The sequence below is a fragment of the Siphonobacter sp. BAB-5405 genome (genome assembly GCF_002872335.1).
Taxonomy (GTDB): Bacteria; Bacteroidota; Bacteroidia; order Cytophagales; family Spirosomataceae; genus Siphonobacter.
Genome location: NZ_NJAG01000050.1, coordinates 22123 through 37372, shown reverse-complemented (window position 1 = coordinate 37372; position 15250 = coordinate 22123). Strand labels below are relative to the sequence as shown.

Annotated in this window: 9 protein-coding genes and 1 pseudogene; 4 read left to right on the top strand and 6 right to left on the bottom strand. The window is 50.5% G+C overall.

Annotated elements, in window-relative coordinates:
• The first annotated feature begins 130 nt into the window (after positions 1–130).
• The 3 genes from BWI97_RS28585 (at position 131) to BWI97_RS24575 (ending at position 3557) form a co-directional block, all read left to right on the top strand.
• On the top strand, positions 131–571 hold the full coding sequence (locus BWI97_RS28585; protein ID WP_233208009.1) for an SDR family oxidoreductase: 441 nt from the start codon (positions 131–133) through the stop codon (positions 569–571).
• Positions 556–969: a hypothetical protein gene (locus BWI97_RS28580; RefSeq protein WP_233208008.1), complete on the top strand. Its 414-nt coding sequence runs from the start codon at positions 556–558 to the stop codon at positions 967–969. The genes BWI97_RS28585 and BWI97_RS28580 overlap by 16 nt, the downstream gene beginning before the upstream one ends.
• Positions 970–1166: 197 nt before the next feature.
• Entirely contained in the window at positions 1167–3557 is a 2391-nt protein-coding gene (locus BWI97_RS24575) for a PAS domain-containing protein (protein WP_102203203.1), read from the top strand.
• A 93-nt stretch (positions 3558–3650) separates the two neighbouring features.
• Here the strand turns inward: BWI97_RS24575 and BWI97_RS24570 are convergent, their stop codons facing one another.
• The 6 genes and pseudogenes from BWI97_RS24570 to BWI97_RS24545 form a co-directional block, all read right to left on the bottom strand.
• On the bottom strand, positions 3651–4013 hold the full coding sequence (locus tag BWI97_RS24570; protein ID WP_102203202.1) for a hypothetical protein: 363 nt from the start codon (positions 4011–4013) through the stop codon (positions 3651–3653).
• A 59-nt stretch (positions 4014–4072) separates the two neighbouring features.
• Positions 4073–6616, bottom strand: a complete 2544-nt coding sequence (locus BWI97_RS24565; protein WP_102203201.1) for a TonB-dependent siderophore receptor — start codon at positions 6614–6616, stop codon at positions 4073–4075.
• Positions 6617–6956: 340 nt separating this feature from the next.
• Positions 6957–9545 carry a M14 family metallopeptidase gene (locus tag BWI97_RS24560; RefSeq protein ID WP_102203200.1) on the bottom strand — a complete coding sequence of 863 codons (2589 nt, stop codon included), beginning with the start codon at positions 9543–9545 and terminating at the stop codon, positions 6957–6959.
• Between the two features lie 245 nt (positions 9546–9790).
• Positions 9791–10663 (bottom strand): RagB/SusD family nutrient uptake outer membrane protein, encoded by an 873-nt coding sequence (locus tag BWI97_RS24555; RefSeq protein ID WP_102203199.1) that lies wholly within the window; start codon positions 10661–10663, stop codon positions 9791–9793.
• Entirely contained in the window at positions 10563–11117 is a 555-nt protein-coding gene (locus BWI97_RS24550) for a RagB/SusD family nutrient uptake outer membrane protein (RefSeq protein ID WP_102203198.1), read from the bottom strand. The genes BWI97_RS24555 and BWI97_RS24550 overlap by 101 nt, the downstream gene beginning before the upstream one ends.
• Before the next feature lie 10 nt (positions 11118–11127).
• A pseudogene (locus BWI97_RS24545) lies at positions 11128–14085 on the bottom strand (SusC/RagA family TonB-linked outer membrane protein); the annotation flags it as partial.
• 561 nt (positions 14086–14646) lie between these two features.
• On the opposite strand from BWI97_RS24545, the gene BWI97_RS24535 reads away from it, so the two are divergent.
• Positions 14647–15210 carry an NADPH-dependent FMN reductase gene (locus BWI97_RS24535; protein ID WP_094812676.1) on the top strand — a complete coding sequence of 188 codons (564 nt, stop codon included), beginning with the start codon at positions 14647–14649 and terminating at the stop codon, positions 15208–15210.
• Positions 15211–15250: the final 40 nt, after the last annotated feature.

The following is a 15250-nucleotide window of genomic DNA, read 5'->3' as shown; positions in this document are numbered from 1 at the left end:
AACAGATTCTCGGTAATTTTTCGAGTTCACCCTTCTAGTGTCGGTTTTGTTCTAGTGCCGCGTTTTTCAGTGGGATACTTTTGAAACAGCTTCTCACCGAGGAAGCTTTTCACTCGTAAACGCTACAAACATGCACATTAGCAATCCTATTCTCGTGCTGGGAGGAACCGGCAAAACCGGTCACCGGATCGTTGAACGACTTCAGAATCAGGGTTTTCCCGTACGAATCGGATCACGTCATAATCAGCCCGCCTTTGACTGGTATGACCCAACTACCTGGCCCGCCGTACTCAATGGCGTGGAAGTCGTGTACATCAGCTTTCAGCCCGATCTGGCCATTCCCGAAGCATTTGATAGCATTCATTCGTTTGTGGAAAAGGCCGTGCAGGCGGGGGTTCGTCGACTCGTTATTCTATCCGGCCGGGGAGAAGAAGCCGCTGAACGATGCGAACAAATCGTCATGAACGCTGGCGTGGAATGGACCGTGTTACGAGCAGCTGGTTTCATCAAAATTTTAGCGAAAGTTTTTTTCTGGAAGGTATACAGCAGGGGCAAATGGTGTTGCCCGTAGCGGACGTTCGGGAACCATTCATTGATGCCGAGGACATTGCCGAAGTAGCCGTAGCCGCTCTGACGCAGCCCCAACACACGGGACGCGTGTATGAATTGACGGGTCCTCGCCTGCTGACCTTCGCCGAGGCCGTTCAGACGATTGCCCGCTACGCCGACCGATCAATCACCTACGAAACGATTCCACTGGACTCGTACCTAGCCGCTTTGCAGGAACAGGGTACGCCGCCGGAACTGGTAGCCTTACTCGCGTATCTGTTCAGTGAAGTACTCGACGGTCGCAATGCCTCGCTGACTCCTGACGTAGAACGGGTATTGGGCCGCCCGGCCATTGATTTCGACCATTATGCTCAGCGAACGGCGGCGTTGGGTGTATGGGCTAAGCCCTTAACCGTATAAACACCGTCATTGTAGTGAGTTCCGCCGTCTTTACTGCCTTACCGAGCTTTTTGTTGTACGGGCTATACTACCATCCATTTCATGAATAAATTCGTTCTTTATGGTCGCATTAAAACAGAGAAGTTGATTATTATCCGTTTATATCCAACCTTTTAGGAATAGCCGAGTTACAATACCGTACATAAACGGATTAAAACATGGCGGAATCCCCTAAGCCATTTTCCCACTTACCCGCCGCGGACGATGAGCGGTTGAAACTTCTTTTACAGACGCATGGAGTCGGTACCTGGGTCTATGATTCCGGGCAAGGGCTTCTTCGCTGTGATGCCGTTAGTCAGGAGCTTTTTGGCTTTGCCCTCAGCACCGAACTTCCGTACGAAGCCTGGTTGCAGACGCTGGGCAAGTCAGATCAGAAGCGGGTCCAATCCGTTTTTCAAGATGAAAGTCTCGCTTCATCTCTGGATATACAGTGCCGCAATGTGTTGACCAACCGCTGGATTCGGTTACGAGCCAGTCGAATCGGCTCTTCCATAGCGGGTTTGGTAGAAGTCATTCCTCAGGATCGGCTACCCATCATGCCTGTACGGCAAGCTTTCAAAACGCTGCTGGAACACTCACCCATCGCTGTTGCACTGCTGGATAAAGAGGAATGGACGTACCAGATGGTCAATCCCTACTATACTCGGCTGATTAGCCGTTCGTCGGAAACGCTATTAGGAAAACCCTTACGCGAGGCCATGCCCGAGCTCCTGGATCGGGGTTTTGAACAGATTCTGGAACAAGTCATTCAAACCCGGCAATCCCTGGTAACCAGAGAAGTAGCCGTATACGTATCTAATTCTGAGGAAATAGAAACGCTGTATCTGGATTTCACCTATCAGCCCCAACGCAATGATGAAGGGGAAATCACGGGTGTCCTCGTTGTGGGCATTGATGTCACGGCTCAGGTACAGGCCCGCAAAGCGGTAGAAGCCAGTGAAGCCCGGCTAAAAGCACTGATTGCTACGGCTCCCGTAGCGATTGGCTTATTTGTGGGACGCGATCTGCTGGTGGAACTGCCCAATCAGGCTTTCATTGATATTGTTGGGAAAGGTCCGAACATTGTGGGAAAGCCGCTTCGGGAGGTCATGCCGGAACTGGACAACCAGCCTTTCCTGCAAATTCTTGATGATGTCTATACGACGGGTAACATGTACCAGAGTTATGAGACTCAGGTAAACATCGTACAGGACGGCGTGATGACTCATAATCTGTACAACATCATTTACAGCCCTCTGTTTGATGCCCACGGTCAGGTGTACGCCATTCTGGACATTGCCGCTGACGTAACGCCGGTAGCTCAGGCTCGCCAGCAGATTCAGGAAGCCGAAGAAAGTTTACGGGGAGCTATTGAACTGGCTCAACTGGCCACCTGGAGTATGGATATGGAAAGCGGAAAATTTACTTATTCGGAACGATTACGGGACTGGATGGGCCTGGCCGAACTCAGTGCCTACCCCGAAGAAGTTTACGAGCTAGTACCGGAAGAATACCGAAACGCAGTCAGGGATCAAATTGATGCGGTGATTGCAGGTTCGGGGTATTACGAAAACGAGAACGTCATTACGCATCGGCATACGGGCTACCAGCGGACCATTCACGCTCAGGCCAGAGTGTACCACGATGCTCAGGGCAAACCCTATAAACTCGCGGGAACGGCTCAGGATGTTACGCAACAACGGGAAACCCAGCGAGCGTTGGAACAGCTGGTTCAGCAACGAACGGAAGAACTGGCGGCGGCAAATGAAGAGCTGGCTTCTATCAATGAGCAACTGGAAAGCAGCAACGAAGAACTGGAGGAGTCGAACGTACTCTTCACCCGCTCCAACGAAAACCTGGAACAGTTTGCCTACATTGCCTCCCATGACTTGCAGGAACCGTTGCGGAAAGTACAGCAGTTCGGCGATATTCTGATGAGTCGTTACAGCAGTCAGTTGGGCGATGGCGTGACCTATCTGAAACGGATGCAGGTTGCCTCCCAACGTATGTCCCTGCTGATTAGCGACTTACTGACCTTATCCAGACTTTCTTCGAACCAGGAGTTTACCGAACTTGTCTCCCTGACGGAAATCCTGAAAACGGTACTTTCAGACTTGGAACTGAGGATCCAGGAGTCGAAAGCCTCCATTCGTCTGGAGCCCTTACCCATGGTTCGGGGTGATATCCTTCAGCTTGGACAACTTTTCCAGAATATCCTGAGTAATGCACTGAAGTTTCGTCAGCCACAACTGGCTCCTGCCATTCGCATGCATTCAACCCAATTATGGCTGGATGAGCTTCCGCAGGATGTGCAACCGGCCCGAATGGCCGAAGCGTATGCTTGCATCACGATCGCAGATAACGGCATTGGCTTTGATGAACAATATAGTCAACGAATTTTTCAGGTCTTCCAGCGATTACACGGCAAAAGTGAATACCCCGGAACGGGTATCGGCCTGGCCATTTGTGAAAAGGTAGTTCGGAATCATGGTGGAGCCATCACAGCGGAAAGTCAGCCGGGTCAAGGGGCCACCTTTCGCATTTACTTGCCTGTAGAACAGGTGCGTTAGTTGACTAATAGGTGTAAACGGGTGCCGGACAGAAGGCTTTTTATCTTCTCTCTGACACCCGTTCAACTCATCACTAGACGAATAGTTATTGCGTTACGAACCGGAACCACTGTCGTAGTCTGTCAATACATAATGTGTAATAGCCAAAGCCAGAAAGCCCAGGTGAAAAGCTAGCGTCCGCTTGTGTGTACGGATGGGGCGGCTCAATGTCAGCAGAGCTAATCCAGCCAGAAAAGCAGCATCAGCCCGCTGATGTTGTTTGAACGTCAGTACGGGTTTTGCAGCAACGTCTGTATCCGTCAACGCGTTGACAGTCAGAAAACTCAGGCCCAGTATCTGGTATACATGCTGGGTTGGTTTAGGCAACTCAAGCAGCGTAGGCGTTACGGTCTGGATTACGCTAAAGGCATAGTCAATGGTACCGTGCTGGTTGGGGGTGATCGGTTTTGTCTGCATAACGTAGATAGTTTCTTCTACTACAAAAAATTCCTATTCCATCGTTTACTACGTTTTAATTACCAGGCTTTTAATACGAGCGAAGTGTAATACAATCCTCCCACACCGGGGCCAGCCTTGAAGGTGGTGTACGGGCGGTTAAACACGTTCGTACCTCCTACTTTTACCAGCAACCAGGAGAAATCATAGCTCACCTGAGCATCGAACGTATGAATGGCGGGCACCTGCCCCGTTGCCAGGGACGATTGCCAGAGAAAAGCACTTTGGTATTTATAATTCACTGAAAAACCGAATGACTTCCACAAGGTTGGATTTGCCAACCCAACATTAGTAATCCATTGGGGCGTATTGAAAGCTTCTTCGAGCCCGTCTCCCTGATCCGTCCGGTCCAGGCGAGCCAGCGAGGCATTTCCCGTTACGGTCCATTCACGTATCAGGGCATACCGAATTCCTACGCTGGAGCCGTAATTATAAACCCGGGTTTTTGAGTTGGTCCAGAGCCGATAGCGGTCCTGTTGGGTTCGGTCGGCCAGGTAATAAGCCAGTGAATCAGTATTGGATTTCTTTGGAATGTTAGCTTCGACCTGAGCGATGAAATTCCGATACACGTTGTAGTAAAAATCAACGTCGATGTATAGACGTTTTTTGAAAAACAGGCCCCGATACCCCACTTCCAGACTGTTCACCTGTTCGGGTTGCAGGTAGGTATAGGTGTTTTTCCGTAGTAAGCCTTTGTTTTTCTGAATAGCCTGTTCGGTAGTCAGTTGATGGGTGTTGACGTCGGTATTGATTGCCGTCTGAAACGCATCGATGGAGGTACGGAAATAGGAACGTTCAAAAATGCCCTGCGACATCACCTTCAGTCCTCCTACCCGTTTCACCCCGCCCGAATTAACGTTGGAAAAAGCTTCGAACAGCGACGGGTATCGATAGCCCGTCTGGTACGAAGCTCGTACATACTGTTCGGCCGCGGGCGAAAAAACGGCCGTTACCAAGGGATTCAGTCGCGGCGTAAAGTACTGATTTTTATCGAGTCGCAGGGAGCCGGTTAACTTTAACCGTTCACCCCAGAACGTCCGCGAAGCCTGTACAAATCCGCCCGCTTTGCGATACTGGAGATTCCGATCCGTACCATCCGGATTGATAAAATAGTTACCATCGGGAAAGACTACGTACTGCCTAAAATCACCTCCAGCTAGGAGATGAAGCCTGGTTTTTTCCTGAAATTTAGGGCCCAGCAGACGACTGACTTCCACTTGAGCTTCCCCGTGGTACAGCCAGGATTTTACCTGCAGAGCCGCCCCAATATCCCAGTTATTGATGGCCCGCAAACGACTGACTTCCGCATCAAAAGCTGGGGTACCCGGTTGTATCCGCCCCTGATCGGCCTGAGTGCGAGCCTGTTGCAGGGCCTGACCTACGCTTTGCCCGGCTTGCGTGGCTGCGGTAAACTGACTGGAAAAGTCACTGAACCAGCGATCATCGGATTTGAACGAACGATCCATATTTTCCGCCATTGAACGGATGTTGTAGGAATCGCCCGTGTTTTCGGCGGTGCGGTACAATCGCACTAACAAGGCTGGTGATTCCAGTACCAGTCCCTGCTGACTGAGTCGGTAATTTTCCAGTCGAAAGCGATTGGTTCGCTGGTATACGTTGTTGAGCGTGGCGGCTTTGTAATGGTATGAAAGCGTCCAGCCGGGTTTCAACCGCCAATACAAAGCCACGTCGCCCCGTAGGTTTCGAAGTCGTAAATCGGTAATATCATTTTCGAAATAGCCCGTCCGCGAGACTACGTACTTCTTGCCGCCCAGCGTCAGCGTACGCCGATTGGCGGATTCATCGCCGTACTGATTGACCCGATCACTTCCGGGATTATTCATACCCGTCAAACCAAGCGAGGCATTGGCGTTCGGATTCAGGTCGGCAGCGTCGCGAGCGATCCAGTCGTACCCCTGCTGGTAGGTAAGGTTGATCTTGAAGGCAAACCGATTGCTCAAAGGCTGGGCGTATCGCAGACTGGTTTCAGTATAAAGTTGGGGTGAAACCTGCGATTCTCCGACGTGATTGACTCCCGTTTTCTGACCAATGCTTAGTCCGGGTGAAGTGAATGGATCTTTGGTAATGAGCTGGGCCAAACCGTTCAAAGCACTGAGTCCGTACAAGGCCGAAGCCGCTCCCGGTACAATTTCTACCCGTTCAATATCCAGATCCGAAGGGGCCAGAGCACTGGCAATGGGAGATCCGATGTGCGGTGCCTGATTGTCCATTCCGTCCACCAGCTGCACAAAGCGTACGTTGGTTGGGTTGGCAAAGCCCCGGGTGTTGTAGACTTTAAAACCTAAGCTGGAGGTGAGTAGCTGCACCCCCTTCAGATTTTCAATCGCGTCGTAATACGAGGGTTGAGCCGAGTACCGAATCTGGCGGGCATTGAGTAACTCAATACTGAGCGGCGACTGCAACAGCCGTTCGGGCACCCGCGAGGCAGTAATCACCAGCTCCTGAAGATTACGGGACGTATCCGACCGAAGACTATCAAGACGGGTCTGTGCCTGGAGCACTGCACTAGTCAGGAAGAAGGTAAAAAGTAGAGTGTATTTCATGAATCGTTATTTCCGTTTGAATATAACGACTGGCGGACGGGATATGTTTATTGAAATATAACGTTGGGCATTAATCATGAGAGGCATCTATGGCTAATCGAATGCCCGCTGGAGTTAAATGGCTATCTCATGCAAACTTGCATATCCGATTCGCCAACCCCGGAGGGGTTCAACATCCATAGCCCCGTATGCAATGCGGGGAAAACGCAAAGGCAGTTGGAAACTGCCCAATGGTAGGTACAGGTTTGGAAACCTGCACCAGTGAACCTGTACCAGTGAAAAAAGCCGTCATCGGAGTTCCGACAACGGCTTCATAAACTATTCAGGTCAAACTATTGAATTACTCCTCAGCAGCTCCCAGAAAAGCCGACTGTAACTGAATCAGATTTCCGTAAAAAAGAGCATTCAGAAACAGCCGATTCGTCCCATGCCAGTAGTGGCGATAAGTGGGGTCTTCGGCGAACAGGATGACTTTCCCCTGACCGAGTTGTCCAACCAGAATTGATGCCGTATTATTGATTTTAGCTACATTCTCCTTGGAAACGTAACCACTGATGTACGAGAAAGGCAGGTACTTGGCCACCGTTGCATACTTGTCTTTGCTGGGTAACAGGATTGTATTGCCCGTTTTCGTGAAGAAAATTTTCCGATCGTTCAGACCGAACGCAATGGGATTCGTGATGTCGATGTCCGCCTGGAAAATCCCTCCGTTAATACGTCGCGGAGCCTCCGTTTCGGCCCGGGTAGCGTAATCAACGCGGGTTACGGACGCATTGCGACGCGTAGCCGAAGAATCGACAAACACGCGTTCTTTCGCAAAACCCTGGCCGATGGCCCATTCCGAAGCGGTGCGGAAGGTAATCAGCGTACCACCCCGGCTTACCCAGGCTTTCAAGGCATCGACGGTTGGCTTGCTCCACTCGCGGTACGTTCCGTTGGGTAACACCAGCACCTGATAACGATCCAGCGAAACGCGTTCCAGACTTTGCGGATCCAGCTTACTGACGGGCAATTGCAGGTGTTCATTCAACAGAAACCAGACCTGACCCGCTTCGGCTAGTCCCGACGTTACGCCGGTGATGAGGGCCACTTCGGGTTTACGTACCGGCAGAATGTTATTACTTCCCAGGTCAATGCCTTCCAGACTAAAACCCGTAGAAGTGGTTGCAAAGGTCAGGTTGGAGCGACGCGACGCTTCTTCTACCGCCCGGTATAGACTATCCGAACTGATTTTTTGACCAGCGACCGGAATCACCAACGAGCCGTAACTGAATTTCTGCGGCCCCGTAGCAGTCTGACTAGTGAAAGGTTTCAGCGAGGTCTTTACCAGTACTCCCTGTGAAAGCAGGGAATACAAAGCCCGTGAAGCATTGTATTCCGACCAGTTGAGCAAGTACGCCAACTGAGCCTTACCACCCGCTACACCTCCCTGCACGGTCGGCACGGCGGTAACGGCCTGTCCTAGCGAAGGTACCGAGTTGAGTTTTGCCTGTTGGATACCATACGCGTGTACAACCGACCACGACGTGTTATCGTAGAACGTACTGTCTTTCAGTTTTGGGGTTTCTTCAAACAAGGAGTGTACGATTCGGAAAAAGGGTTGCTCGGCGGGAACCACGTAGGCTTTTCCCTTCTCGAATTTTTTACCATCGGCGGTTACGTCAGCATTCAGAGCATACACCTTCAGACGGTGCCGTAACACCAGCGATAACAGCTTATTCGTCAGCGAAACATCGCGACTGTCGCCGAAGACAAACGCCTTGGCTGGGTTAGCCTTGCCCTGAGTAACGGCCGATTTGAAAAAGTCCTTCTGGAGTTTGAATAGATTTTCTTTTTCGGCCAAAGCCCCCTTTAGCGTAGCCAGACCCGTTACCAGGTGATTACGAATCGTGAATGGAAACGTAACTGGACCGGACGTACTTTCCTGCACCAGTCCCCGCGAACTGCCCTGCTCGAAGGTTACACCAACGGCTCCGTAGAAATCAGGATACGTCGAACCGTAAATGGGCGACAGGTTATCGAAGCTTTCTTTGGTAAAATACAATGAGCCAATCTTGTCGAGGGCTTCGGCGTGGTACTTAGCCAGCGTCGCATTGAAATCATAGGAAGACTGCGGTAATAATGGACTCTGGTGACCCGCTGGCGTAGGTTCGAAATAATACGTGCTATTCGTACCCATTTCGTGAAAATCGATGTGCACATTAGGATACCACTGATGCGAGAAATCGACCCGGTTCTTGCTTTCAATCTGCTCGGCACTCAGCCAGTCGCGGTTCAAATCCGTAAAATAGTGGTTGACGCGGCCCCCGGGAAAACCCTGGAGGTGTTCCAGATCCGCCGGATCGGATACCGGTGGAAACGACTTGTACATGTTATGCCAGTTGGCCGCCCGGTCGCGACCATCAGGATTTTGTGCAGGATCGATCAGAATGACCGCCTCCTTGAGATACTGAGCCGTTTCAGCACTTTGGTTGGCTACCAGATAATACGCCGTCAGCAGGGCCGCTTCGCCACCGGACGTTTCGGCTCCGTGTACGCTGTAGCCCAGCAGCACGATTACCGGATCGGCCTTGGTCAGATTAGGTTGAGCTGGGTCAGTGACGGTGAGGTGTTTCTGGCGAATCTTTTCCAGATTACTGTAATTCTCCGGAGCCGTAACCGTCAGTATGATCTGTGGCCGTTCTTCGTAACTCTTGCCAATGACCTGCACGTGAGCCTTGCCATTGGAGGTACGTTCGAGTTCTTTGAAGTACGCAACGATCTGGTCGTGACGGGTGTAATGCGTTCCAATCGGATAACCCAGGAACTGCTCAGGACTAGGAATGCGGGAATCAAACGTACCCGTATTCGGGAAGTAATACGACTGCTGAGCCCACAGTGAAGAACTGGCTAGCAGAAGAAAGAGAACGAGTAGCAATCGTTGGTTCATTGGGAAAAGGAATACGAGGTGAATGAAGGATTTTTCTTTTGATTTCAGCGTCTTTGTAATCAGGTATCCAAACGCCTACTACTGGATTAACTAACCTTAGACAGAACGCACAACTGGCTTAGCTGTCAGTCTTAGATGGCTGATACTGAGCTTAATTTGATTATGCAACTATTCACGAAACAACTTTCAACGAACAACCAATAACTCTACAGACGAGACCAACTGCCAACCATACGCCACCCAGATCAATACCCTGGATTTTGCTCCAGATCCGGATCAGACAAGACATCCTGGTACGGAAAGGGAAATACCCAGTATTGCGAGTTGGTCAGGCCCAACACGGCACCGGTGCGGCCCGTACGTACCAGATCGAACCAGCGGTGGGCCTCAAAAGCGAATTCGACGTTATTTTCTTCCTCAATAGCCAACAGTAAAGCCTCTTTCGTACTCGTGGTAGCTGCCGCAACATCCGCCCGACTACGTACCGTGTTCAGATCCGCTAAAGCTTCGGTAAGCTTGTTTTGCTGAGCCCGTGCTTCGGCCCGTATCAGATATAACTCGGCAATACGAATGACGTAGGAAGGATCCGTACTCGTCGCCGAGGTATTGTAGAGCACACCGTATACGTTGTTACCCGTACCCGCCAGCAGAGCTTTGCGACTGCCGCCAATTGCTGGGTTATTCAATTTCTCCACGATCGTGGCCGAAGGTTTCAAGGTATACTGTCCACCGAGCGAACTGGGGTACCATAAATTCCAGTAACTATTTCGATTATTGGTAGAAAAGCTCAGTTCAAAAACCGACTCCTGACTCAAAAACGGCGACGTAAAAAAGGTTTTGTATGGCTTCACTAAGGCATATTTCGTATTGCCAATCACCTGACTGGCGTACGTTTCAGCTTCCGCCCATTCCTTGCGGTACAGATGCACCCGAGCCCGCAAGGCACGGGCCGTACTTTTCTGAGCCCGGTTCCGGGTCGTGGCATCTTCGGCCAGCAACTCTTCGGCTTTGGTCAAATCAGCCAGTACCTGATCGTACGTCTGCGTGAGCGTACTGCGTTTGATGCCCTTCAGTCCATCCAGCGTAGTAGTTGGCGTCAGTTGTAACTGTACCCACACCCCATGCCCGACCCAGGTCGAAGTAGCTCAGAGCACGAATGAAATAGGCTTCGCCCAGAATGGTATTTTTTTCCGTACTGCCCAGATTAGGATCGTTGATGGCCGGAACGTAAGCGATGATGCTATTGACTGTATTGATCGCCCGATAAATGCTCTGGTAGACATCCAGCGTAATGGCATTATCCGGTGTAACGGCATTCTGATCCAGTTGTAGGTACTGACTCAGCGTTCCGTTAAAAATGACATTGTCCGTCGTAATCGTGCCCAGCGTGGGATAACCGCTGGCGTAGTAGCTCTGCACGCGGGAATACGCCCCATTAATGGCGGCCCGAGCCGTACCCGCATCCCGAATGGCCGTAGCGGCGGGGAGGGCATTATTGGGCGTTTCGTCCAGGTATTTGTCGCAGGAAATCAGGCTGGCCGTCAGTACAGCCGCAAGGATATATCGTTTCATGAATCGAAGATTATAATGTGACACTCAAACCGGCCTGTACCGTTCGGGGCTGGGGTACCGTTGCCCAGTCGTAGCCCGACGTGTTCTGGTTATTACTTTGCGAGTTCACTTCCGGATCAAGTCCGGAATAGCGGGTGAAGGTGAGTAGGTTGGCAATTTGTACGTAGGCCCGTACGACCGACAAACGGGCTCGGCGGGTAATCGCATCCGGTAGCGTATAGCTCAGGGATACGTTTCGCAGCCGAATGAACGAGCCATCGAGCAAATACCGGGTACTCTGATTGGTCACGTTTCCGCTATAATTATTAGCTGCTCCGCCGTTGACAGTAGGGTCGCCACTGTAAGTCGTCATCCGGGGAATGTCCGTAACGTCACCCGGTTTTTGCCAGCGTTCGAGTTGCCGGGGAATAAAGCCGATGAAATTCTGCGTACCTCCGTGGACCAGGAAGAAATCATGCATACTCATGATTTTGTTTCCCTGCTGGAAGTAAAAGAGAACGTTCAGATCAAATCGTTTGTACGAGAGCGTGTTGGTGAGTCCGCCCGTAAAACGCGGCAGGGCATTGCCTACTATTTGCCGATCCGCGGAGGTAATCAGTCCATCTTTATTCACGTCTTCATACACGGCATTTCCCGTTTGTGGATCGACGTAAAGCTGTTTGTACAGTTGAAACGAGTTGACGGAGTAGCCCTGCCGCAGAATGGAAATGTTCCGACCCGAAGCTCCCTGAGCAATATCCGAGGCCAGTTTTTCAATGCGATTCTGGTTGAAGGAGATATTGAAATCCGTGGACCAGCGAAAGTCCGATCCCGCGAAATTTTCGGAATGAATCGAAAACTCAACGCCTTTGTTACGAACCGCTCCGTAGTTCTGTAAATACGTCGTAAAACCGGAACGTGAGGGTACGGGAACGTTCAGCAGCAGATCGTAGGTGTACTTGTTGTAGTAATCCACCACAAAACTGAGTCGGTTTTTGAAAAAGCTGAACTCCGTACCAATATCGACCTGACGGGTTGTTTCCCAGGTAAGTTGTCGGTTTTCGAGCTGCGAAGGAGCAATACCCGCTGCATCGAGGTAGTTCGCTCCCGACGACCACAACCCTTGAGCGGCGTAGGGCCCGATACCGTTTTGATTCCCACTCAGACCCAGACTGGCTCTGAATTTCAGATCACTAAAGACGTTTAAATCCTCAATAAATGATTCGTGGGAAGCGTTCCAGGCCACCCCTCCCGAAGGGAAATACCCCCAGCGGCGGTCAGCCCCGAATTTGGACGAGGCATCGGCCCGCAAACTGGCATCGAATGTAAACCGATTGTCATAGGTGTAACTGGCCTTTCCGAAGAAACTAAGCAAGGTAGCCCGGCTCCGACCAGAAGAGCCCGTGGTGGTAGCGGCTACCGAAATAGCCGTCAGATCATTACTGGCGAAGTTCTGCCCCGAGGCACTTGTGCTTTCGTTCAGTACCCGGTTGAACGTATTTCCTACTAGTGCATTGATCCGATGCTTTTCCCCGAAAGATTTGATGTACGTAAGTATCTGTTCATTGGTGAAAATCAGGTTTTTCGTTTCAAACGAAGTCGCCGCTCCCTTGGTGGCAATCCCGGCGGCAATGAGCGTATTGCTGTAGTTGTTTTCGTACATGTCCGTGTTGTCCAGACTCCAGCTGCTTCGCAAGGTCAGTTCGGGCAGGATATGTAATTCGGCAAATACGTTACCAATGGTCCGCCATCCGACGGCCTGGTTATTCAGATTATTGATCAGGGCCAGGTGATTATCGAAACTACCCGATCGGGCGTAGGTGCCATCTTCGTTGAAAATGGGCAGGTACGAACGTGGGAAAATAGCCGAGTTGATGACACCCGTGGGGTTATTATCATTACTACTCACGTTGCGAAACGAACGCGTCACGTTGATACTATTGCCCAGCTTAAGTTTGTCGGTTAAGTAATTGTCGTAGTTAAAACGAAGGGTATATCGTTCAAAATCAGATGGTTTGACGATAGATTCCTGCTTGAGATAGCTAAAACCCGCAAAATAGGTACTCTTGGCCGTACCACCCTGAGCCGAAAGATCATACGCGGACGTAGAAGCCACCCGAAACAGATCGCTAATGCGGTCGTACGTGGGCACGGTGCTGGGATTGGGAAAAGGCAGTGCAACCGTAGTAGGGTCCAGACCGCGATCCTGAGCCGTATTTCGAACGGCTTCGTTGACCAGCGTGGCGGTTTCGGGACCGGTGGTAGCTTTAAATTTTTTAATGGCGGACGACCAGCCGTGCGACACATTGGCGGTGATTTTAGCCCGACTGTTCAGACTTCCCCGTTTTGTGGTGACGATCACAACTCCATTTGCTCCCAATGAACCGTAGATGGCAGTAGCGTTGGCATCTTTCAAGACCTGAATACTCTCAATATCAGCCGGATTGATGTCGGCCAGGGGATTGGATTGCTGCTGCTGCCCCAGGCCCGTACGGATGGGTTCACTCGTGCTTACAAACACTCCATCAATGACGTACAAAGGATCGACGGAGGCGTTGATGGAGTTGTTCCCCCGAATGCGAAAGGTAATCCCCCCACCGGGTACGCCGGAGTTTGACTGCACCTGCACTCCCGTCACCTTGCCCTGCAAGAGTTGGTTGAAACTGGCGGCGGGTACGTTTTTGAGTTCTTCCCCGGAAATTTTTGCAATCGAACCGACAATGTCTTTTCGATTTTGGGTACTATAACCCGTAATGACCAGTTCGTTAAGCTGCCGGCTGTCGGGTTTAAGCTCGATGGTTAAACGCGTCTGACCGTTTAGCGTAATTTCCTGAGATTCAAAGCCGATATAGCTTACCCGTAGGATGGTTGAACCTGCCGGAACGCTCAACTGAAAAGAACCATCGGGCTGCGTCAATGCCGCTGATTGCGTGCCTTTGATTTGTACGGTCGCTCCTACCAGAGGTTCCTGATCAGTGGAAAGAACGTTGCCTTGGAGCGATACGGTCTGAGCAAAGGTTGCGTGACTTAGTTAACCAAACCGTCAGCCCAACTAAAAGACGGGGTATACTTGTTTTCATATAGGAAAGATTTGATGGTTTGAAAGAAACGGGAGAAGTGGACTGGAATGCTCAACAGGTTCAAGACCTAGCCTGCATTGGGCCACAGGTACAACACTTCGAAGTCATCAGCGAATCAGATTGGTTCATCAGGGAAGATTCGGTAAAAATAATAAAGTCTATAGATTTTATAGATTATTGGCCGCAAATAAGTAAAACCTTTTCGTACTTTGATCAATACGCGAGTGATTTCTTAAAAAAATGAGAGGTCTTATTAGCTCATATCTTCAAAATCCATTGATTCTGAATGCATTAATTTGATCCAGAATTTCATAAATTTTTACAGTTCTATTAGTGCTTTGAGAAACTGTATTGATTGATTTCATGGAATTAGATAAACTTAATGCCTGGGTTTCCGTTTTTCCTACGATTGCTTTTCCTGCACTTTTGAGTCAGTACCCGCTGGCTACCGTAAACCCTTTTTATTGCTGATGTATACGCTCAAAATCATTACCTCCACTACTCGTCCGGGTCGTAAAGGACCCAGCATTGCTGACTGGATAGCTTCCGTAGCCCAACGCCATCCTGATTTCTCGGTGGAAATACTGGATCTGGGCGAAATCAATCTTCCCTTGATGGACGAACCCGCCCATCCTGCCATGCGTCAGTACGAACATGAACACACCAAGCAGTGGAGTGCGAAGATTGATGAAGCGGATGCCTTCATAATTGTTACCGCCGAGTACAACTTCAGTATTACGGCTCCCCTAAAAAATGCTCTGGATTACGTCTACCACGAATGGGCCTATAAACCTGTGGGCATTGTCAGTTACGGTGGTCAGTCAGGCGGACTCCGGGCAGCTCAAGTCCTTAAGCAGGTACTTACGACATTGAAAATGGTACCGCTCGTGGAGAGCGTAGCCCTGACGTTTTTCAATAAGCTATTTGACGATGAGATGAATTTCCAGCCTACCGATAGCTCCGAAAGAGCGGCGGATGCGATGTTTAAAGAGTTGGCCCGCTGGACGAAAGCGTTGCAGACGCTACGGGCTTAACCATTCTAATCCCGCACAGGGTCGGATTAAAATCCGACCT

What these genes read in the sequence shown, in the direction of transcription:
- BWI97_RS28585 (WP_233208009.1), top strand. Translation starts at nt 131, where the DNA reads ATGCACATTAGCAATCCTATTCTCGTGCTGGGAGGAACCGGCAAAACC.
- BWI97_RS28580 (WP_233208008.1), top strand. Translation starts at nt 556, where the DNA reads ATGGTGTTGCCCGTAGCGGACGTTCGGGAACCATTCATTGATGCCGAG.
- BWI97_RS24575 (WP_102203203.1), top strand. Translation starts at nt 1,167, where the DNA reads ATGGCGGAATCCCCTAAGCCATTTTCCCACTTACCCGCCGCGGACGAT.
- BWI97_RS24570 (WP_102203202.1), bottom strand. Translation starts at nt 4,013, where the DNA reads ATGCAGACAAAACCGATCACCCCCAACCAGCACGGTACCATTGACTAT.
- BWI97_RS24565 (WP_102203201.1), bottom strand. Translation starts at nt 6,616, where the DNA reads ATGAAATACACTCTACTTTTTACCTTCTTCCTGACTAGTGCAGTGCTC.
- BWI97_RS24560 (WP_102203200.1), bottom strand. Translation starts at nt 9,545, where the DNA reads ATGAACCAACGATTGCTACTCGTTCTCTTTCTTCTGCTAGCCAGTTCT.
- BWI97_RS24550 (WP_102203198.1), bottom strand. Translation starts at nt 11,117, where the DNA reads ATGAAACGATATATCCTTGCGGCTGTACTGACGGCCAGCCTGATTTCC.
- BWI97_RS24535 (WP_094812676.1), top strand. Translation starts at nt 14,647, where the DNA reads ATGTATACGCTCAAAATCATTACCTCCACTACTCGTCCGGGTCGTAAA.